Annotated in this window: 15 protein-coding genes; 13 read left to right on the forward strand and 2 right to left on the reverse strand. The window is 71.0% G+C overall.

Translation table 11 applies throughout. From position 1 onward, the window contains the following. Positions 1-67 precede the first annotated feature (67 nt). Complete coding sequence (locus ACFYWX_RS33300) at positions 68-2,233, reverse strand: RecQ family ATP-dependent DNA helicase (protein ID WP_389428537.1); 2,166 nt, start codon at positions 2,231-2,233, stop codon at positions 68-70. Between the two features lie 119 nt (positions 2,234-2,352). Here ACFYWX_RS33300 and ACFYWX_RS33305 point away from each other — a divergent pair, with 119 nt between their 5' ends. From ACFYWX_RS33305 to ACFYWX_RS33335, 7 genes are all read left to right on the forward strand, one after another. Further along, positions 2,353-4,101 (forward strand): DUF4192 family protein, encoded by a 1,749-nt coding sequence (locus ACFYWX_RS33305; protein ID WP_389428539.1) that lies wholly within the window; start codon positions 2,353-2,355, stop codon positions 4,099-4,101. 616 nt (positions 4,102-4,717) lie between these two features. Continuing rightward, positions 4,718-6,655 carry a glycogen debranching N-terminal domain-containing protein gene (locus ACFYWX_RS33310; RefSeq protein ID WP_389428614.1) on the forward strand — a complete coding sequence of 646 codons (1,938 nt, stop codon included), beginning with the start codon at positions 4,718-4,720 and terminating at the stop codon, positions 6,653-6,655. 130 nt (positions 6,656-6,785) lie between these two features. Then, entirely contained in the window at positions 6,786-7,544 is a 759-nt protein-coding gene (locus ACFYWX_RS33315) for an NUDIX hydrolase (protein WP_133932823.1), read from the forward strand. 68 nt (positions 7,545-7,612) lie between these two features. Further along, the gene (locus tag ACFYWX_RS33320; protein ID WP_389428541.1) at positions 7,613-9,700 is read left to right on the forward strand and encodes an ATP-binding cassette domain-containing protein; all 2,088 of its coding nucleotides are present in this window, start codon (positions 7,613-7,615) and stop codon (positions 9,698-9,700) included. Positions 9,701-9,861: 161 nt separating this feature from the next. After that, positions 9,862-10,749, forward strand: coding sequence for a FadR/GntR family transcriptional regulator (locus tag ACFYWX_RS33325; protein ID WP_389428543.1), 888 nt, complete (start codon positions 9,862-9,864; stop codon positions 10,747-10,749). Between the two features lie 431 nt (positions 10,750-11,180). Next, the gene (locus ACFYWX_RS33330; protein ID WP_389428545.1) at positions 11,181-12,725 is read left to right on the forward strand and encodes an RNA polymerase sigma factor; all 1,545 of its coding nucleotides are present in this window, start codon (positions 11,181-11,183) and stop codon (positions 12,723-12,725) included. A gap of 132 nt (positions 12,726-12,857) precedes the next feature. After that, complete coding sequence (locus ACFYWX_RS33335; protein WP_389428547.1) at positions 12,858-13,724, forward strand: S1 family peptidase; 867 nt, start codon at positions 12,858-12,860, stop codon at positions 13,722-13,724. Between the two features lie 103 nt (positions 13,725-13,827). Here ACFYWX_RS33335 and ACFYWX_RS33340 read toward each other — a convergent pair whose 3' ends face one another. After that, complete coding sequence (locus tag ACFYWX_RS33340; protein WP_389428549.1) at positions 13,828-14,058, reverse strand: hypothetical protein; 231 nt, start codon at positions 14,056-14,058, stop codon at positions 13,828-13,830. A 444-nt stretch (positions 14,059-14,502) separates the two neighbouring features. On the opposite strand from ACFYWX_RS33340, the gene ACFYWX_RS33345 reads away from it, so the two are divergent. The 6 genes from ACFYWX_RS33345 (at position 14,503) to ACFYWX_RS33370 (ending at position 21,407) form a co-directional block, all read left to right on the forward strand. Beyond that, complete coding sequence (locus ACFYWX_RS33345) at positions 14,503-16,626, forward strand: type IIA DNA topoisomerase subunit B (protein WP_389428551.1); 2,124 nt, start codon at positions 14,503-14,505, stop codon at positions 16,624-16,626. Between the two features lie 212 nt (positions 16,627-16,838). Beyond that, positions 16,839-17,363, forward strand: coding sequence for a DUF1453 domain-containing protein (locus ACFYWX_RS33350; RefSeq protein ID WP_389428553.1), 525 nt, complete (start codon positions 16,839-16,841; stop codon positions 17,361-17,363). After that, positions 17,360-18,514 carry a sensor histidine kinase gene (locus ACFYWX_RS33355; protein ID WP_389428554.1) on the forward strand — a complete coding sequence of 385 codons (1,155 nt, stop codon included), beginning with the start codon at positions 17,360-17,362 and terminating at the stop codon, positions 18,512-18,514. Before ACFYWX_RS33350 ends, ACFYWX_RS33355 begins: the two co-directional genes overlap by 4 nt. After that, positions 18,511-19,203 (forward strand): response regulator, encoded by a 693-nt coding sequence (locus tag ACFYWX_RS33360; RefSeq protein WP_389428556.1) that lies wholly within the window; start codon positions 18,511-18,513, stop codon positions 19,201-19,203. Before ACFYWX_RS33355 ends, ACFYWX_RS33360 begins: the two co-directional genes overlap by 4 nt. Before the next feature lie 60 nt (positions 19,204-19,263). Continuing rightward, complete coding sequence (locus ACFYWX_RS33365; RefSeq protein WP_389428558.1) at positions 19,264-19,818, forward strand: DUF485 domain-containing protein; 555 nt, start codon at positions 19,264-19,266, stop codon at positions 19,816-19,818. Then, positions 19,815-21,407 carry a cation acetate symporter gene (locus ACFYWX_RS33370; protein WP_389428560.1) on the forward strand — a complete coding sequence of 531 codons (1,593 nt, stop codon included), beginning with the start codon at positions 19,815-19,817 and terminating at the stop codon, positions 21,405-21,407. The genes ACFYWX_RS33365 and ACFYWX_RS33370 overlap by 4 nt, the downstream gene beginning before the upstream one ends. Positions 21,408-21,412: the final 5 nt, after the last annotated feature.

The following is a 21,412-nucleotide window of genomic DNA, read 5'->3' on the forward strand; positions in this document are numbered from 1 at the left end:
GGGGCGTGCCCGCAGTGCTGCGACCGGACTCCCGCGTGCCGGGTCCGTCGTGGTTCTGCGCACACCATCAGCCCTGGACGGCCAGGACCAGTGGCAACACCCCCTGCGCACTGGCACGTCGGAGCATCCGGGCCGCGACCGCCAAGGTCCAGCCGGTCTCGGTGTAGTCGTCCACGAGGAGGACGGGCCCCTGTGCCTCGGCGAGTGCCGAGGCGAGCTCGGGCGGCACGCTCAGCGCGCCCGCGAGCGCCTTGAGACGCTGTGCACTGTTGCTCCGGGAGACCCGCGAGGCGTCTTCCGTGTACTCCACACTGCCCAGCAGGGGCAGCCGCCCGATGTCCGCGATGCGCGCGCCCAGGGAACTGATCAGTCGCGGGCGGGTGCGCGAGGCGATGGTGACCACGCCGACCGGGCGCGGCTGGGCGTCCGTCGCCGCCGAGGCCCAACCACCAGGTCCCTTGGCCCAGTCGGCCAGTACCCCCACCACGGCCTTGGCCACGTCATCCGGCACGGGGCCGTCCGGCGCCTGGGCCGAGAGCATGGGCCGTAGCCGGTTTCCCCAGCCGATGTCCGACAGACGCCCCAACGCTCGGCCGGAAGCCGCCTGTTCGCCTGCCGGAATGCGGCCCTTGAGGTCGACACCGATGGCCGGCAGGCCCGTCGGCCACATACGGCGGGGCTCCACCTCGACGCCCGCCCGGCCGAGGTCCACGCGCGCGGCGTCCACCGCGGCCGTGGACGTGTCCGCCGCGAAGCGCGCTCCCGCGCAGTTGTCGCAGCGGCCGCAGGGTTTGGCGCCCTCGTCGTCCAGCTGGCGCTGGAGGAACTCCATCCGGCAGTCCGGCGTCGACGCGTACTCGCGCATCGCCTGCTGTTCGGCCTTCCGCTGGCGAGCGACCCAGTCGTACCGCTCCGTCTCGTACGTCCACGGCTGCCCGGTCGCGACCCAGCCGCCCTTGACCCGTTTCACCGCCCCGTCCACGTCCAGGACCTTCAGCATCGTCTCCAGACGGGAGCGGCGTAGCTCCACCAGTGGCTCCAGCGCGGGCAGCGACATGGGTTTCTCCGCGCGTCCGATGACGTCCAGGGTGCGGCGCACCAGGTCTTCCGGAGGGAAGGCGAGCGACGCGAAGTACTCCCAGATCGCCTCGTCCTCCTTGCCCGGCAGCAGGAGCACCTCCGCGTGTTCGACACCGCGGCCGGCCCGGCCGACCTGTTGGTAGTAGGCGATGGGGGAGGAGGGCGAGCCGAGGTGCACCACGAAGCCGAGGTCGGGCTTGTCGAAACCCATGCCGAGGGCCGAAGTGGCGACCAGCGCCTTGACCTTGTTGGCCAACAGGTCGTCCTCGGCCTGCTGCCGGTCTGCGTTCTCCGTCTTCCCTGTGTACGAGGCGACGGTGTGCCCGCGTTGCCGCAGGAAGGCGGTTACCTCCTCGGCAGCGGCCACGGTGAGCGTGTAGATGATTCCCGAGCCGGGCAACTCGCCGAGGTGGTCGGCGAGCCAGGCCATCCGGTGCGCGGCGTCCGACAGTCGCAGCACACTCAGGCTCAGGCTCTCCCGGTCCAGCGGGCCGCGCAGCACCAGGGCGTCGGACGCGCCGCCCGTGCCGAGCTGTTCGGCGACGTCGGCCGTCACGCGCGCGTTCGCCGTGGCGGTCGTCGCGAGGACGGGCACGCCCGGCGGGAGGTCCGAGAGCATCGTCCGAAGGCGCCGGTAGTCGGGGCGGAAGTCGTGGCCCCAGTCGGAGATGCAGTGGGCCTCGTCCACGACGAGGAGGCCGGTCGCGGCGGCCAGCTCGGGCAGCACCTGATCCCGGAAGTCGGGGTTGTTGAGGCGCTCCGGACTCACCAGCAGGACGTCGACGTCGCCGGCTGCGATCTCGTCCTGGACGGTGTCCCACTCCTCGGTGTTCGAGGAGTTGATCGTCCGGGCCCTGATCCCGGCCCGGGCTGCGGCCTCGACCTGGTTGCGCATCAGCGCGAGCAGCGGGGACACGATCACGGTGGGACCGGCGCCGCGGGCCCGGAGCAGCGACGTCGCCACGAAGTAGACCGCGGACTTGCCCCAGCCCGTGCGCTGGACCACGAGAGCGCGGCGTCTGTCGGCGACCAGGGCCTCGATCGCCCGCCACTGGTCCTCGCGCAGCCTGGCCGCGCCCGTGGCGTCACCGACGAGCCGGGCGAGGACCGCGTCGGCGGCCGCCCGGAGATCCGCGTTGCTCGTGTGTTCCATGCGTCCATACAACAGGACCGCACTGACAATCCAGGCACGGCCGAGGTGGGTGACGTGTCCCTGACTTGAGTTATCCACAGGGTCAAGCGGAACTTCGTGATCCGCGAGATCGTCGGCGCATGACGAATCACGGCGAAACCACTGGATCTTTCGAAGACGACGATATTGCCGGACGTGACGGACAAGACCCGTACGAAGGCCACGGCACCCACCAGGTCACCCTGCGCACGCCGGCCGAACTGGCAGACGCCCTGCCCTACCTGCTCGGCTACCGCCCCGAGGACAGCATCGTCCTGGTTGCCCTCCACGACCGGGACGGCCGCGGAAGGTTCGGCGGCCGGGCCCGGCTCGGCATTCCCGCGCACACGGACGACTGGGCACCCGTGGCCCGTCAGTTGGCGCACGGCCTGGTGACCGGCAGCGAACGCAGAGGAGCCCGGCCCGAGCAGATCGTCGCCTACGTCTGCCAAGAGCCGACCACGGGCGAGTCGGGGCGGCAGGTCATGGAACGACTGCGACCGCTGGCCCAGAAGCTGCGCGTCGAGTGCGGCGCTCTCGACGTGCCGGTGATCGAGGCGCTGTGCATCTCCGACGGCCGCTTCTGGTCGTACTGCTGCGGCAGCGAGGGCTGCTGTCCCGTCGAGGGGACGCCCATGGGCCTGCCGGGCACCTCCGTCCTCGCCGCGGCCGCCACCTACGCGGGGATCCAGGTACGCGGCACCCTGCGGGAACTGCGCGCCAGGCTGCTCCCTTGGGAGACAGCCGCGGCCCTGGAGCAGAATGCCGCCCTGGACACGGCCAACAGGGCGCTGATTCCCAGGATCCTCGACGACACGGGCCGCCTCGAAGTGGCAGCGGAGACGGTGAAACTGGCCGAACTCGTGCTGGGGCGCCTCGCCGAAGCACCGCCCGTGTCCGGCACGCTCATGGCGGACCGCCGCGACGACGAACTGATCGGGCACGACGAAGCCGCGACGCTGATCCTCGGCCTCCAGGACCGCACGACCCGTGATCGCGCGGCCGAGTGGATGGAGGGCGACGAGGCGGGCCCCGCCCTACGCCTCTGGCGAGCCCTGGCCCGCCGCTGCGTGGGCCCCTACGGCGAGCACGCCGCAGCTCCTCTCACCCTGGCCGGCTGGGTGGCCTGGTCGACCGGCGACGGCATCGAGGCCAGGGAAGCCTTCGCGATGGCCCTGGGCGCGGATCCGGATTACCTCTTCGCCCGCCTCCTCCACCAGGCCTGCAACGAGGGCGTGGACCCGGAGTCGGTCCGACGCTGCCTGCGCGGCGAACGAGCGGATCGGAGGCGGACCGCAGAAGCGAGGCCAGGCGGTGCGAGGGAGTCCGAAGGCCTCGGCATGGGGGAGGGGGCCGAGATTCTTCCCGAGGGTGTCTATCGGGTGGCGGACGCGGAGGGGAATGAAGGCGACGACGGCGGGGTGGTGGACGCGGAGGGGAACGAAGGCGACGAGTACGGGGTGGAGCAGGCAGAGGAGAGCGAAGGCGTCCACGGGGTGGAGCAGGCGCAGGAGAGCGATGGCGCCGACCGAGCGGACGAGGCCGAGGAGGGTGAGGGCATCGACGCGGTGACGAGCCCCGAGCCCGTGCCCCAGCCGACCTCCCGTCGGCGCCGCCGCCCACGCCCCGCGGGTGCCGCTGACTCCTCCCACGTCCCGAGCAGCGGAGGACGCGAGGCCGGGCCGAACGCTCTGCGCCCCCGCACGCCGACCTCAGGCCGAACGGGCCCCACCACCGCGCGAACCGGCGGTACGCGCCCCCGCGCCACGGGGAAGGGAGCGGCACGGCGCCGAGACACCTGTGCGGGAGGACTCAACCCCGCGAGTGGTGACGGCGAGCGGGAGGTGTGAGCCGCTCCTGAACCGTGAGACGCAGCCGAAGCCCGGTCTTGGCGACACACACCGGCCATTCGGAGGGGCTGCCCAGCCATGGCCGTGACCCTGGGGAGTCCCGCTCCGTTCACCTGAGTGGCGGAACCGCCCGGCCGGGGTGTGTCGCCACCCGCCCCTGTCCTGCCGGGGCCTTCGACCCGGCGCCGACCACGCCCGAGGCACACAGAGCGCAGGAGAAAGCCAGCGCATGCATCAGCCGACCTCGCCCGCCACCACCGACGACGACCGCTCCACCATCAACCGGGCCTCGCCGCCTCGTCGGCCCGGCGTCGGTCTGCCGACTGCGGCCGGCGGCACCGGACACCACGAGCCCGCCTCGCCGACCCGGCCCACCGGCCCCGGAGAGGGCTGCTCTCCACCTCAACCCACCGACGCTCCAAAGGCTTGGTCCTCTCCCCGTCCGGCCCCCCGACCGTCCAACACTCCGCCCATCGCCCCCACCCGGACGTCGCCCCCGTCCCCACCCACCGACCAGACGCGACGCGCTTCCCTCACCTCCCCCCGAGGCACCAGACCCCCGACCACGGCTCCAGCCCCTCGCCGTTCCGGCGAACTGCCTCCCGTGCACTCCGCCATGATCTGCGTCGCCCTCCCCGGCCTCGCCATCTCCACGAGGGAAGGGCAGCTGACAGGCCGAGGGCTGGAGGGGTTCTACCGGGCCGGCCGACGTGTGCTCGCCCGGTGCCAGGTGCGCGTGGCAGGGCGTGAGCCGCTCGCGGTTCAGGCCCGGATGACCGCGGCCGACCAGGCCCGTTTCGTGGGCACCCTGCGTACCTCCCCGCACGCAGGACCCGACCCGGACGTCGTCGTCGAGCGGATCCGTCAGGCGGACGGCACGGAGCGGATCACCCTGCACAGCGTGGCACCGCGCCCCCTGCGCCTGCCGGTCGAGGTGGCCCTCGGCACGGACCTCGCCGACCTGGGGGCGATCGCGTCCTGCACCACAGGACCCGAGCTGCCCGCGAGCGTCCACGACTCCGGTCTGCGCTGGACCGGCCCCAGCGGGTCCTCGTCCGTCACGGCAGACCCGCCGCCCACCGACGCGCTGGCCTCCGCCGGCCTGCTGCGCTGGGAGTTCGAACTGCCTCCGGGCGGCAGCACGACCGTGGAGCTACGGGTACGCCCGGAAGGCGCGGGCCCGGTCCGAGCCGTGGGCCGCGCGGCGACCAGCCCCCTGACTCCCGCCGGCGCGACGGCTCCCGCGAAAGCGACGGGCGACGACCCACGCGTTCAGATACTCCTGCGGACCAGCGTCGAAGACCTCCAGGCCCTGTTGGTGCGCGACCCGGCGCACCCTGCGGACACGCACCTCGCGGCCGGGGCCCCCTGGAGGTGCGGCCTGGCCCCGGCCGAGGCCCTCGCCGCGGCCCGAATGGCGCTGCCCCTCGGCACCCGGCTGGCCGCGGGCACACTGCGCACCCTCGCCCGCACCCAGATCCCCGGCCCGGGCCCTCGATCCGGCATGATCCCCGGGCCGCGACGGGACGCCGGCGGACATCTGCCGCCGGGATGCACGGGCACGGAGGCCACGCTCCTGTTTCCCGTGCTCCTCGCCGAGGCCCGCCGCTGGGGGCTCCCCGAGGCCGAGACACAGGAGCTGCTGCCGACGGCCGAGCGCTGTCTTACCTGGCTGAGGACCACCGCGGGCGACGGCCCGTACATACGCGATCCGCAGCCCGGCGGACCCGCCCGGTGCGAGACGCAGGCCCATGCCCACCGCGCGGCGCTGCTGGGCGCCGACCTGCTCGACGCCTGCGGCAGGCCGGGCGGCACCGAGCTGCGGCAGTGGGCCCGGGCACTCCGGACGGCCTTCCGGGAGGACTTCTGGATCGACGACCTCGGCGGCGGCCGTCCGGCCGCCGCCCTCGCTCCCGACGGACGACCTGTACCGCATCTCGGTGCGGCTGCCGCCCATCTCCTCGACACCGGCCTGCTGGGCGGCGGCGAACGGGCACCCGGACTGCTCGACAAGGTGCAGACCGAACAGCTGGCGAGGCTGTTCGGCAGTCCGGTGCTTGACTCGGGGTGGGGGCTGCGCGGACTGGGCGTGAAGGAGCCGGGACACAACCCGTTCGGGCACCGCGTCGGCGCCGTACGCGTGCAGGAGACGGCGGTCGCCGTCGCGGGCCTGGCCGACGCCGGATACGAGAAGGAGGCGGGTTCGCTGTTGAGGGGCGTGCTGGCGGCGGCCGAAGCCTTCGACCACCGGCTGCCGGAGATGTACGCGGGGGAGCAGCGCACCGACGGGAGCGCTCCCCTGCCGCACCCGGCCGCTTGCCGACCCGCCGCCACCGCGGCGGCCGCGGGGGTGCTGCTGCTGACCACCCTCGCGGGCATCCGCCCCGACGCCCCGGCCGGGACGGTCACGCTGCGCCCCATGCACAGCGCCCCCCTGGGCGAGATCGGCCTGACGGGCTTACGGGTGGCGGGTGCCCCCTTCTCCGTGCGGGTCAGCCGGCTCGGCCTGGCCATGGTCGAGGAAGCGGCTGACGGCCTGCAACTGGGGGTGTGACCTCGTACGACGCACAGAATCCGGACAGCGGGGAGCAGAGACGAGGCTCAGAACGGAACGAAGTGGATCAGCCACCTGTGCGGCCGATGAAGGGAGTGTTTATCGTCAGGCAGACGACTATGATCGCCGCATGCCCTACGACCCGTCAGCGTTTCCGCCCTTCGCCGTCACCGTGGACCTGGTCGTGCTGACCGTGCGCCGCCATGCCCTCTGTGCGCTCGCGGTACGCAGGGGGGAGCCGCCGTTCCAGGGGCGCTGGGCGCTCCCCGGCGGTTTCGTACGGGCCGACGAGGACCTGGCGCAGGCCGCCGCACGCGAGCTGGCCGAAGAGACCGGACTGCGCGCCCACGACCCCTCCGTCCCGGTCCCGGAATACGGCGCCCACCTGGAGCAACTCGCCACGTACGGCGATCCCAAGCGTGACCCCCGGATGCGCGTGGTCAGCGTCGCCCACCTGGCGCTCGCTCCCGACCTGCCCGCGCCCCGGGCGGGCGGCGACGCCAGCAACGCCCGCTGGGCGCCCGTCGAGGAGCTGCTGCAGCAGGGTGGTTACGGCCGTGACGGCGAACCGGTCGCCCCGCTCGCCTTCGACCACGCCCAGATCCTCGCGGACGGGGTGGAACGCGCTCGCTCCAAGATCGAGTACTCCTCCTTGGCCACGGCGTTCTGCCCTGCCGAATTCACGGTCGGTGAGCTGCGCCGTGTCTACGAGGCGGTGTGGGGAGTCGCGCTCGACCCACGCAACTTCCATCGCAAAGTGACGGGGACGCCCGGCTTCCTGGTTCCCACCGGCGGTACCACCACACGTCAGGGCGGCCGCCCCGCGCAGCTCTTCCGCGCCGGCGGCGCCACGCTGCTCAACCCCCCGATGCTGCGCCCGGAGGTGTGACTTCCATCCTCGGCCGGCCAGCAGTGCGGTGCCCGAAAAACCGGACATAGCACGCTATCTTGCTTTGGGTGATCCAGGCCATCGGACTGACCAGCAACTCCCGCAAGGAGCTTCCGCCTGCCGTCGACGACGTCTCCTTCGAGGCGCGTGCGGGCCACGTCACCGTCCTGCTCGGAGCGCCGGGTGCGGGCAAGACCACGGCGCTGAGACTCATGCTCGAACTTCAACAGGGCCGTGGCATCACCTACTTCAGGGGCCGCCCCCTGCACCGCATCGCCCACCCGTCCCGCGAGGTCGGGGTGCTCCTCGGTGACGTGCCCGGTCACCCGGCCCGCACGGTCCGCGGCCACCTCCGCATGCTCTGCGCGGCTGCGGGCGTACCCGTCCGACGGGCCGACGAAGTCCTGGAAGCGGTCGGTTTCCTCAGCCTGCGCGAGGAACGCCTCGGCACCCTGTCGCGTGGCATGGACCGTCGGCTCGGCCTGGCCTGCGCCCTGCTCAGCGACCCGCACACACTCGTGCTCGACGATCCCGCCGACGGTCTCTCCGTCCGTGAAAGCCGTTGGCTGCACGGCATGCTGCGCGCCCACGCGGCGCACGGCGGTACGGTCCTGCTGACCACGGCCGAGCCCAAGGAAGCGGCCCGCACCGCCGACCGGGTCGTCACCCTGGAACAGGGCAGACTCGTCGCCGACCAAGAGGCCACGGACTTCGCCCGCACGCGCCTCCGCCCCCGCGTCGCCGTCCGTAGCCCGCACGCCGCCCGCCTCGCGGCCCTGCTGACCAAGAAGGCCCGCACCTCCCACCTCTCCGTCGAGGTCGTGCAGGAAGGCGGCAATCATCTCTCCGTCTACGGCACCACCTGCGCCGAGGTCGGCGAAACGGCCTTCCGCAACGGCATCCTGGTCCACCAACTCGCGGACGAGGTCGGGGACATGGGGCCGGGAGCGGGCGTAGAGGGCGCTGACCATGTGCGTCCGGAGGCGGGAGCGGACGGCTCGGATGGCCTGTGCCCGGCCATCGAAGCGGAGGGCCCCGATCATCCATGCCCCGCCGTCCCGGTGGATGGCTCCGACGAGTCAGAGCCGACCCGGGAGAGGTCGACGGTCGCCGGCGGTGAGTGGCCTTGGCCCGACGCCCACCAGACAGTCGCCGAGCAGCTCCACGGGTTCACCGCTGAGCGAAGCCCCCGTCACCCAGCCGATACCGAGGCTGAAGACGGCTCCGACCCAACCGACCCAGCCCAGCCCCCGCGCTCCCTCGCCTCGACCACACACCCCCCGCAACCATCCGGCCCGCACCCCACCCCGCACATCGTCCGTCCGCCCGCAGCCCACACACTCGACGCTCTCCCCCCGCTGCCTCCGCCCATCTCGGTCCGCCCCGCTCCCAGCCCCCTTCGCCCGCTCCGCTACGAACTCCGTCGAGTCGCCGGCATCAGTACCGCGTTCCTCACGGCCACCGCAGTGCTCGTCACCTCCGCCCTCACCGCCGTACTGCTGGCCCGTTTCGGGCACACCCCTCAGCCCCGCCTGCTGGCCGCGTGGCCACGGGAGCTGCCCCTGCCGCCCGCGGCGTTCGGCGCCGGGCTCCTGGGCGCGCTCGCCTTCGGCGACGAGTTCCGCCACCCCGCCCTGGCTGCGGACCGCGGCACCGTACCCCGTCGGCTGGGGCTGCTTGCCGCCAAGCTCCTCGTCACCGGTGCCACCGCACTGCTGCTGGCCTCCCTCACGATCGGCTGCGACGCCGAAGTGCTCTATCTCGTCTACGGACGGGAGCTCGCTCAGGTTCCCGCGGACTGGATCTCCCTCGGTGCGAGTTGGACCGGTCTCGTGGCCGGGTGTGCCTGGGCCGGAGTGCTGGCCGCGGGAGTCTTCCGGTCCACCACGGCCGGGCTCGCGGCGGTGCTCGCCGTGCCCGTCGTCGTCGTACCCCTCGTACAAAAGGTCTTGGAGGGGCCGTCCGTGCGGACCGCCGCAGGGGTTCCCATGCGGCTTCGGGAGGTGTTCCTGCTGCAGTGGCCCTTCGGGGGAGAGCGCTATCTTTCCGGTGTGGCCAAGGTCGTCGCCCAACCCGTCGGCGGGGCGCTGACGTTGTCGCTGACCGCCCTGCTCTGCGCGTATCTGCTCGCGACCCTGCGTAGCAGGGTCCGGTGACGACATCGGCGCCCTTCGGTTCCCGGCCTGCACGCAACTCCCCGAAGAACGCCCGTTTCTTTCCGATAAGGCGTCAATTGCGACGGGGTGAGCGATCACCCTTTCGTGTGCTTTTCACCAAAGACCTCAAGGGAGTTGGAGCCAACGCCGACAAAGGATCCGTGAGTACCCTTGCGCACACCATGATGACCGCCGCCCGCTCCGCAGACTCCGGTCTGGCCGGCCCGGGCGGACTCGACCGCTATCCCTACGCGGAGGCCCCCGCCGCCGACCGCGTCGGAGCTCCCTCCTGGGAGAGCGCGGACCCCGACCTGGGCCGGGTGGGCCGGCGCGCCACGGGCAGCCGGGGCCGCGGGTTGCACGGCCAACTCGTCCAGCAGCTGGGCCAGATGATCGTCTCGGGCGACCTGGGTGCCGACCGGCCGCTGGTCCCCGAGGAGATCGGCCAGCGGTTCGAGGTCTCCCGCACCGTCGTCCGTGAGTCGCTCCGCGTCCTGGAAGCCAAGGGCCTGGTGAGTGCCCGTCCGAACGTCGGCACGCGCGTGCGCCCCGTCAGTGACTGGAACCTCCTCGACCCGGACATCATCGAGTGGCGCGCCTTCGGGCCGCAGCGCGACGATCAGCGCCGTGAGCTGAGCGAGCTGCGCTGGACGATCGAGCCGCTCGCCGCCCGGCTCGCCGCCGGGCACGGGCGCGAGGACGTACAGCAGCGGCTGGTCGACATGGTCGAGATCATGGGTCACGCCCTGGCGCAGGGTGACGCGCTCACCTTCTCCCGCGCGGACGCCGAGTTCCACTCCCTGCTCATCCAGGTCGCGGGCAATCGCATGCTGGAGCACCTGTCCGGGATCGTGTCGGCCGCCCTGCAGGTCTCAGGCGGCCCGGTCACGGGCTGTGACCGGCCGAACGAGACCTCTCTCGCGCACCACGCCAGGATCGTGGACGCCCTCGCCGGTGCCGACGGCCCGGGCGCCGAGGCGGCCATGCGCCAGCTGCTCACCATCCACCCCGAAGTGGAGCGCGTGGTCCCCGCACCGCGCGAACACTGACCGCGCGCCGCGGGCGGCGCTGCCGGGGATGTCTCCCCGCTCCTGTGGCATCCGTCAGTCGGCGGGTCGTCCTCCGTCGGACCCCGCAGGAACCTCCGGGTTGCTGCGGGGTCCGACGGTGCGATGAGGTGGCACATCCGCCGGAGCGGTCCAGGTCGGCGCGGCAGCTGACCTGCTCTGCCCGTGTCTGACCGTTTTTGATTGCTTACGGGGTGTGACTCGGGCCACGCAGATTGGGCGTAACGCTCGCGCGGGCAGTGCGATGACCTAAGAGGTGACAGTCGCGGAGGGAATACGGACGCCGTTCGAGGCGCTGTGCATCTTCCCCGGCCCCCGCCCGCGCCGTCGGCCCATTACCAAGGCCGGTGGTCGGCTCCTGTCCGTCCTGGACGGGGCCGGAAGCCGTTTTCCAACGTTCCGAGAGGTTGTTCGTGTCGGCCAGCACATCCCGTACGCTCCCGCCGGAGATCGCCGAGTCCGTCTCTGTCATGGCGCTCATTGAGCGGGGAAAGGCTGAGGGGCAGATCGCCGGCGACGATGTGCGTCGGGCCTTCGAAGCTGACCAGATTCCGGCCACTCAGTGGAAGAACGTACTGCGCAGCCTCAACCAGATCCTCGAGGAAGAGGGTGTGACGCTGATGGTCAGTGCCGCGGAGCCCAAGCGCACCCGAAAGAGCGTCGCAGCGAAGAGTCCGGCCAAGCGCACCGCCACCAAGACGGTCGCAGCGAAGACGGTGACCACCAGGAAGGCCACCGCCACCACGGCTGCCCCGGCAGCGCCCGCCGACCCTGCTGCGGTCGACCCGGCCGAGGAAGCCACGCCCGCCAAGAAGGCCGCAGCGAAGAAGACGACCGCCAAGAAGGCGGTCGCGAAGAAGACCGTCGCCAAGAAGACGGCGGCCAAGAAGACCAGCGCGAAGAAGGACGACGCCGAGGTCCTCGAGGACGAGGTTCTCGAGGAGACCCCCAAGCCCGGCGAGGAGCCCGAGGGCACCGAGAGCGCGGGCTTCGTCCTCTCCGACGACGACGAGGACGACGCGCCCGCCCAGCAGGTCGCCGCGGCCGGCGCCACCGCCGACCCGGTCAAGGACTACCTGAAGCAGATCGGCAAGGTCCCCCTGCTCAACGCCGAGCAGGAGGTCGAGCTCGCCAAGCGCATCGAGGCGGGCCTGTTCGCCGAGGACAAGCTGTCCAACGCCGACAAGCTGGCACCGAAGCTCAAGCGTGAGCTGGAGATCATCGCCGAGGACGGCCGCCGCGCCAAGAACCACCTCCTGGAGGCCAACCTCCGTCTGGTGGTCTCGCTGGCCAAGCGTTACACCGGCCGCGGCATGCTCTTCCTGGACCTCATCCAGGAGGGCAACCTCGGTCTGATCCGCGCGGTCGAGAAGTTCGACTACACCAAGGGCTACAAGTTCTCCACGTACGCCACCTGGTGGATCCGTCAGGCGATCACCCGCGCGATGGCCGACCAGGCCCGCACCATCCGTATCCCGGTGCACATGGTCGAGGTCATCAACAAGCTCGCGCGTGTGCAGCGCCAGATGCTCCAGGACCTGGGCCGCGAGCCCACCCCGGAGGAACTGGCCAAGGAGCTCGACATGACCCCGGAGAAGGTCATCGAGGTCCAGAAGTACGGCCGCGAGCCCATCTCGCTGCACACCCCGCTGGGCGAGGACGGCGACAGCGAGTTCGGTGACCTCATCGAGGACTCCGAAGCCGTCGTCCCGGCCGACGCGGTCAGCTTCACGCTCCTTCAGGAGCAGCTGCACTCCGTCCTCGACACCCTGTCGGAGCGCGAGGCGGGCGTCGTCTCGATGCGCTTCGGTCTCACCGACGGTCAGCCGAAGACCCTCGACGAGATCGGCAAGGTGTACGGCGTCACGCGCGAGCGCATCCGCCAGATCGAGTCCAAGACCATGTCGAAGCTGCGCCACCCGTCGCGTTCCCAGGTGCTGCGCGACTACCTCGACTAGGTCGCACCAGTACGACGCCGAAGGCCCGGCTCCCCTTGGGGAGCCGGGCCTTCGGCGTCGGGCGCGGGTGCGGGGCGCGACGCCGTGGATCACTCTGGGTTTCCCACGACCACCCCAGAGTGAGGAGCCCGCATGCGTCGTCTCATTGTCCGGGTGTTGACCCGGCCGCTGGTCCTGGCGGCCGCGGCGGCCGTCATACCGTTGGTGTCGGCCGTCCCCGTGGCTGCCGACAGTGTCGTCGTCGGCGGATTCCCCGTGGACATCTCCGTGAGCCCCTGGACGGTCGCCCTGTCGAGCCGTGACCGGTTCGGGGGTATGCGGTCGGGGCAGTTCTGCGGAGGTGTGGCGGTCGGGCCGACCATCGTGCTCACCGCGGCCCACTGCCTGGGCGAGGACGTCCTGGGCGCGCCACCGGACCGCGTGCGCGATCTCAAGGTCATCACCGGACGTACGAACCTGCTCTCGGATCAGGGGCAGGAGATCCCGGTGCGCCGTACCTGGGTGAATCCGGGCTACGACGCTTTCAGTAACGCCGGGGACTTCGCCGTCCTCACCCTCTCCGAGCCTCTCCCGCCGACGGCGGTGATCCGGATGGCCGCCGGGGACGATCCCGCCTACGAGCCGGGGGTGGAAGCGGCGGTCTACGGCTGGGGGGACACCACGAGCGCCGGTGACTACGCGCCCAGTCTGCGGGCCGCACGCGTACACGTGCTGCACGACGCCCTGTGCGAGAAGGCGTACCCGGGCGGCGCCGAAGGCACGTACCTCGCCACGGCCATGGTCTGCGCGGGGGAGGTGGGAGGCGGCCGGGACGCCTGCCAGGGGGACAGCGGGGGGCCGCTCGTCGCCCAGGGGCGGCTGATCGGGCTGGTGTCGTGGGGGAGCGGCTGCGGATGGCCGGGGAGCCCCGGCGTCTACACGCGCCTGTCCGACGTCGTGCGGGCGCTGAGCCCCGGCGACGGGGCGCGACGGCCACACGAAGTGCCTGAGGGCGCCTGAGCGGCCCTCACCACGCTGTGAGTACGGGCGGCCGCCCCTGGAAGCAGGGGCGGCCGCCCGTATGCCGGCCTGTGCCGGAGCTGGCTCGTCGTGGTGCGAAGCGTCAGCGCTCTTCTTCGGAGGTAGCTGCCGGAACGGACGTCAGCCGCTCCGTCTCGTCCTGTATCTCAGCGGCGATCTTCTTGAGTTCCGGCTCGAACTTGCGGCCGTGGTGGGCGCAGAAGAGCAGTTCTCCGCCGCTCACCAGGACGACCCGCAGGTAGGCCTGGGCGCCGCAACGGTCGCAGCGATCAGCGGCCGTCAGCGGGCTCGCGGGGGTCAGAACAGTAGTCACGTCGCCTCTTCTCTAGCTCGACGAGCTGTCGTACCAGGGTCAACATCCAACCAGCCCCAAAACGTTCCCGCTCGTGGCTTCTCCTCGAAAAAAATCCTTCGAGGCGGCCGTCTGCTGCCGGTTTGGCGGCGAATGTGCCGTATTGCGTGTCAGTCGTGTCTTACGGTTTCGCGCTCTTGGTCAGTGGTCGGTCCTCCCGGCTGGATTGCCGGTTTGTTCATGAGGACGTGCCCGGAGCCTAAATGGTTCATGCCCCGAAGGGAACGTGATATGTACTTCACTCCAACGAGGGATCGAACGTGTATGCGACTCTGGACTAGGCTCAGGTCAGACGAGGGTGGCGTTACAACGGCTCTACCAGGCCTCGGTACCCTCTGAATGGCTACCGATGCCGCGCCCTTACCCAGAAGGGCCCACCCTGAAATTCAGCGAGGAGCGAACCGCGTGACCGCCGAGACGTCCGTGCCGTCCACAGCGCTGCTGGCAGGAGCAGACCGGGACGGTTCCAACTACACCGCGCGGCACCTGCTCGTCCTCGAGGGCCTCGAGGCCGTGCGCAAGCGCCCGGGTATGTACATCGGCTCGACCGACAGTCGAGGTCTGATGCACTGCCTGTGGGAAATCATCGACAACTCCGTGGACGAGGCCCTCGGGGGCTACTGCGACCACATCGAAGTGATCCTTCATGACGACAGCTCCGTGGAGGTGCGCGACAACGGCCGCGGCATCCCGGTCGACGTCGAACCCAAGACCGGCCTCTCTGGCATCGAGGTCGTCATGACCAAGCTGCACGCCGGCGGCAAGTTCGGCGGCGGCTCCTACGCGGCCTCCGGCGGTCTGCACGGCGTGGGCGCCTCCGTGGTGAACGCGCTCTCGGCGCGCCTGGACGTCGAGGTCGACCGCAGCGGCCACACCCACGCCATCAGTTTCCGGCGAGGTGTCCCGGGTGCCTTCGCCACGAACGGCCCGGACTCGAAGTTCGAGTCCGGCAGCGGTCTGCGCAAGGCCAAGAAGATTCCCAGGACCCGCACCGGCACGCGCGTGCGGTACTGGGCCGACCGCCAGATCTTCCTCAAGGAGGCCAAGCTCTCCCTGGAGAACCTGCACCAGCGTGCCCGCCAGACCGCGTTCCTGGTGCCCGGCCTGACGATCGTCGTCCGTGACGAGTACGGGCTCGGCGAGGGCGGCAGCAAGGGCGAGGAGTCCTTCCGCTTCGACGGCGGCATCAGTGAGTTCTGCGAGTACCTGGCCTCGGACAAGCCTGTCTGTGACGTCCTGCGCTTGTCCGGGCAGGGCACGTTCAGGGAGACGGTTCCCGTCCTGGACGAGCACGGCCAGATGACCCCCACCCAGGTCACCCGTGAGCTCGGCGTCGACATCGCCATGCGCTGGGGCACCGGCTACGACACGACCCTCAAGTCGTTCGTGAACATCATCGCCACCCCCAAGGGCGGCACCCACGTCGCGGGCTTCGAGCAGGCCGTCGCCGCCACCATGAACGAGGTGCTGAGGACCAAGAAGCTGCTGCGCGTCGCCGAGGACGACGTCGTCAAGGACGACGCCCTGGAAGGCCTCACCGCCGTCGTCACCGTGCGACTCGCCGAGCCGCAGTTCGAAGGTCAGACGAAGGAGGTCCTCGGCACCTCGGCGGCCCGCCGCATCGTGACGCAGGTGGTCTCCAAGGAGCTCAAGGCGTTCCTGACCTCCACCAAGCGGGACGCGGCCGCTCAGGCCCGCGTGGTCCTCGAGAAGGCCGTCGCCGCGGCCCGTACGCGCATCGCCGCCCGCCAGCACAAGGACGCGCAGCGCCGCAAGACGGCCCTGGAGTCGTCCTCGCTGCCCGCGAAGCTCGCCGACTGCCGCAGCGACGACGTCGACCGCAGCGAGCTGTTCATCGTGGAGGGAGACTCCGCGCTCGGCACCGCAAAGCTCGCCCGCAACTCCGAGTTCCAGGCGCTGCTGCCGATCCGCGGCAAGATCCTCAACGTCCAGAAGTCGTCCGTGACGGACATGCTGAAGAACGCCGAGTGCGGTGCGATCATCCAGGTCATAGGAGCCGGGTCCGGGCGTACCTTCGACATCGACGCGGCCCGCTACGGCAAGATCATCATGATGACCGACGCCGACGTGGACGGCTCTCACATCCGCTGTCTGCTCCTGACGCTGTTCCAGCGCTACATGCGTCCCATGGTCGAGGCCGGCCGGGTGTTCGCCGCGGTGCCGCCGCTGCACCGCATCGAGCTGATCCAGCCCAAGAAGGGGCAGGACAAGTACGTCTACACGTACTCGGACCGTGAGCTGCGCGACAAGCTCATGGAGTTCCAGAGCAAGGGCATCCGGTACAAGGACTCCATCCAGCGCTACAAGGGCCTCGGCGAGATGGACGCCGACCAGCTGGCGGAGACCACGATGGACCCGCGTCACCGCACCCTGCGCCGGATCAACCTTTCCGACCTGGAGGCCGCCGAGCAGGTCTTCGATCTGCTGATGGGCAACGACGTGGCGCCGCGCAAGGAGTTCATCTCCAGCTCCGCGGCGACGCTGGACCGGTCGCGGATCGACGCGTAACCGCTCTGCTCGCAAGGGGACGGTGCGGCGCCGGCAGGCGCCGCACCGTCGCGTGCAGGGGTGTCTCTCCACCCCTGGGTGGAGACGGCGGGCGTCCGAGGATCCACCCGTGATCCACCCCGGCTCCGATCTGCGGACCTGCGCGTTTCCGTAGCGTCGAAGGCGTCGGCGGCACTCGTCGCCGGCACTCCCTTCCGCTCACGGAGGCTCAGATGCCCGGGCTCGTCAACGCGTTGCTGATCGTGGCCGTGATCGCCCTGGTGATCGTGCGCCAGTTCCGTGTCCAAAGGATCGACGCGGACCGGCGATGGTGGCTCGCCCCCGCGATCCTGGCGGTCGTGGCCCTGCGCGAGCCCGGCATCCTCGACACCCACCACCGCACCGAGTCGATCCTGCTCGTCGGCGCCGAACTGCTCGTCGGCCTGGCCACCGGAGCGGGCTGGGCCTGGACCACCCGGATATGGGTGGCGACGGACGGTGCCGTGTGGAGCAAGAGCACCAAGGCGAGCGTGGCCGTCTGGATCGTCGGCATCGGACTGCGCGCGGGGCTGTTCGCGTGCGGCGCGATGCTCGGCGTCCACCAGGACAGCTCGGCCCTGATGCTGGGGCTCGCCGGCACCCTGCTGGTCCGCTCCGGGATCATGGCCTGGCGGGCACGGCCTCTGAGCCCGGTTCACGCGGTGGGCACGTCGTACGGTGACACCCTGGCCGCGTCCGCACGGAAGGAGCGTGTGTGAGGGAGAACGCCTGGACACGCTGGCCCTCTCGGGAGGCTCTGGGGCGCGACGGGATGTCGGGAACCAGGCGCATGCTCGGCTGGACCGTGCGGCTGCTCGTCCTCGCCCTGTTGCTGTGGGGCGCCTTCCACAACGACCACGTTCATGGGTGGATGACGGCCGCCGGTGCCGGGGGAGTGATCGTCGCCGGGGTGCTGGCGTGGTCCTTCTTCCGGACCACGCTCCAGCACCGGCTGGGGCCGTCACTGGTGCTCGTCCTGCTGCTGGTGGGACTGGCGGCCGCGGCCCACTCCGCGGGCTTCGGGACTCTGACCCTCGTCGTGTGGTGCGGTTGTGCGATCACGGCGCTGGAGCGGATGCCCATCGGGGCCGCACTGCCCGTCGCCTCGATCGCCTTCGGGTGGTTCGCCGTGGTCAGCGACGACTCGTTCCCGGCCGCCGTCGCCACCGTCGGTGGAATGGCCCTCGCCGGATACACCCTGAGGCTGGACGCCGAGGCCCGCGGCAGTGCCCAGCGGCTGCTCGCCCAGGAGCGTGCGGCCCGTGCGGCGGAGGCGGAGTCGGCCGCGCTGGCCGAGCGCACGCGCATCGCGCGGGAGATCCACGACGTACTGGCCCACAGTCTCTCGGCGCAGCTGGTGCACCTGGAGGCGGCGAGACTGCTGATCGAGCGCGGGGCCGAGCGCGAGCAGATCCACGAACGGGTCGTGGCGGCACGGGGCATGGCCCGCGACGGCCTCGCCGAGACCCGGCAGGCGCTGTCCGCTCTGCGTGGCGAGCTGACCCCGCTGGAGGACTTCCTGAGCGGTCTGGTCGGCACGGCGGTGGACACTGCCGAGGTCGCCATTACGGGTGAACGCAGACCGCTGTCGGCCGAGGCGTCGCAGGCCGTGCGCCGGGTCGCCCAGGAAGCCCTGACGAACGTCCGCAAGCACGCCCCGGGCGCCAAGGTGCGGGTGCGGCTGGAGTACGGCCCGCACGAAGTGACGCTGGACGTACGGGACACGGGAGGCTCTCCGGGCGAGCTCGCCGGGGCGGGGGCCGGATACGGTCTGCTGGGCATGCGGGAGCGTGCCGAACTGCTGGGCGGTTCGCTGCGGGCCGGACCGGGCGAGGAGGGGTTCGTGGTGACGTTGAAGGTGCCGGCATGACGGAGGAGGGCGGGGAGAAGCTTGCGCGGGTGGTGGTGGCGGACGACCAGACCGTCGTGCGGGAGGGCATCGTGATGCTGCTGGGGCTGTTGCCCGGCGTCGAGGTCGTCGGTGCCGCCGGTGACGGTGACGAGGCGGTGAAGCTCGTTGCCGAACTGGCCCCGGACGTTGTGCTGATGGACCTGCGGATGCCCCGCTGCGACGGAGTGGAGGCGACGCGGCGGATCCGGACGGAGCACCCCGGGACCCAGGTCGTGGTGCTCACGACGTACGCGGACGACGACTCGCTGTTCCCGGCATTGAGAGCGGGGGCGCGCGGGTACCTCACGAAGGACGCGGGCGGTGACGAGATCGTGCGGGCCGTGCACAGCGTGCTGTCGGGGGACGCCGGGCTGTCGCCGAGCATCCAGCTGCGGCTGCTGGAGCGCTTGTCGGAACCAGGAACCAGGCCGACCGCGCCCCCGGAGCTGCCGGACGGGCTCACCGCACGGGAATCCGAGGTGCTGGTGCTGATCGCCGAGGGCCTCAGCAACCAGGAGATCGGCCGCAGGCTGCATGTCTCCACCGCGACCGTGAAGACCCACATCAACAACCTCTTCGCCAAGACGGGGATCAAGGACCGGGCGCAGGCGGTGCGTTACGCCTATGCGAAGGGGCTGGTGCGGCCACCCGCGGGCGAAGTCACCTGATGGGGTGAAGAGCACAGGGAAGAAGAGTCAGGGATCTTCCCGTTCTGTCCATCCTTGGGCATGCAGTCAAGCAACGGTCGCGCCCGCGGCGGCGGGGGTGGTCCCGACAGATCCGTCGAGGACCACGCAGGTCAAGATTCGGCCCCGGCCGAGGCGTCCACGGACGTGCAATACGACGACCCCTGGTACGACGCACTCGCCTCGGGCTGGGGCGAGTCGGTCGCCGACAACACGTTCGATGCGGCTGTCGCGGAGCCGCGCCCGGAGCGGGTGGGCGGGGCGGAGGCCGACGTCTATCTCGAGGTGCAGCGGAGCGCCGCCTTCCAGGAGGTGCGCACCCGGTACCGGAGGTTCGTGATTCCGGCGGTCGCGGTCTTCTTCTCCTGGTACGTGGGGTATGTGGTGACGGCGACCATCGCACCCGGGTTCATGGCGCGGCCCGTGGCGGGCGCCGTGAACGTGGCGATGCTCGCCGGACTCGGGCAGTTCCTCAGCACCTTCCTGCTCACCTGGGGCTACGCCCGGCACGCCCGGCTGCGCAGGGACCGCGCCGCACTCGAACTGCGCTGGGACACCCAGGAGCTGGCCCGCGGCGCCCGAGGCGGTGCGTCGTGAACGGTAACCATCAGACGCCGGCGTTGCTCCTGTTCAGCGCGTTCGTCGCGGTCACCCTGGGGATCACGACCTGGGTGAGCCGCAAAAGGCGGGGTTCGGCCGAGGAGTTCTACGCGGGCGGGCGGCTCTTCTCACCGATGGAGAATGGTTTTGCCATCGCGGGCGACTACATGTCGGCCGCATCCTTCCTGGGCATCTCCGGGCTGATCGCGCTCTTCGGCTACGACGGGCTGCTGTACTCGGTGGGGTTCCTGGTGGCCTGGCTGGTGGTGCTGTTCCTCGTCGCCGAACTGGTGCGCAACTGCGGGCGGTTCACGCTCGCCGACGTGGTCGCGGCGCGGATGAGGGAGCGGCCGGTGCGTATCGCGGCGGGAACTTCCTCGGTCACCGTGTCCGTTCTGTATCTGGTGGCGCAGATGGTGGGTGCGGGCAGTCTGGTCGCGCTGCTCCTCGGGCGGACGGGCGGGGCGGCGCAGGCCTGGGCGGTCATCGGCGTCGGGGCGCTCATGGTGATCTATGTGTCGTTGGGAGGGATGCGGGCCACGACGTGGATCCAGATCGTCAAGGCGGTTCTGCTGCTCGGCGGCACCATCGCGCTGACGGTGCTCGTCATGATGCGGTTCCACGGCGACTTCGACCGATTGTTGATGACGGCGGCCGAGCGCAGCGGTCACGGGGCGGCGTTCCTGGCTCCCGGGCTGAAGTACGGCGGGGACTGGACGGCGCGCTTCGACTTCATCAGCCTCGGGCTCGCCCTGGTGCTGGGCACGGCGGGGCTGCCGCACATCCTCTCCCGCTTCTACACCGTGCCCACCGCGCAGGCGGCACGGCGTTCGGTGGTCTGGGCGATCGGGCTCATCGGGGGCTTCTACCTGATGACGATCGTCCTGGGCTTCGGAGCGGCGGCGATCATCGGTCCTGAGGCGGTCCGCGGTTCGAACGCGGCCGGGAACACGGCGGTACCGCTGCTCGCCCTCGAATTGGGCGGCGGTGCCGATTCCACCGGCGGAACTGTTCTGTTCGCGATCGTCGCCGCCGTCGCCTTCGCCACGATCCTCGCCGTGGTCGCCGGGATCACCCTCGCCTCCTCGGCATCGGTGGCCCACGACTTGTACGCGTCACTGCGACGCGGGCGCTCCGAGCCGCGCAGTGAGGTCGCCGTGGCACGGCTGGCGGCGGTCGGTGTCGGCGTCGTCGCGATCGCCCTCGGTCTGCTGGCGCGCGACCTCAACGTCGCCTTCCTGGTGGGCCTGGCCTTCGCGGTCGCCGCGTCCGCGAACCTGCCGGTGCTGCTCTACTCGCTGTTCTGGCGCGGCTTCACCACACGCGGAGCCGTGTGGGCCGTGTACGGCGGGCTGATCCCGGCCCTCGTGCTGGTGCTGCTGTCGCCGGTGGTGTCGGGCAGCCCCCAGTCCCTCTTCCCGGGCGTGGACTTCCAGTACTTCCCGCTGGAGAACCCCGGCCTCGTCTCGATCCCGCTGGGCTTCGTCGCCGGCTGGCTCGGCACGGTCACTTCGGCGGAGCTCCCGGACGAGGCCAGGCACGCGGAGACCGAGGTGCGGTCACTGACGGGGGCGGGGGCCGTGTAGCGGGC

Origin of the sequence: Streptomyces sp. NPDC002888 (assembly GCF_042888465.1) — a bacterium.
Classification (GTDB): domain Bacteria; phylum Actinomycetota; class Actinomycetes; order Streptomycetales; family Streptomycetaceae; genus Streptomyces.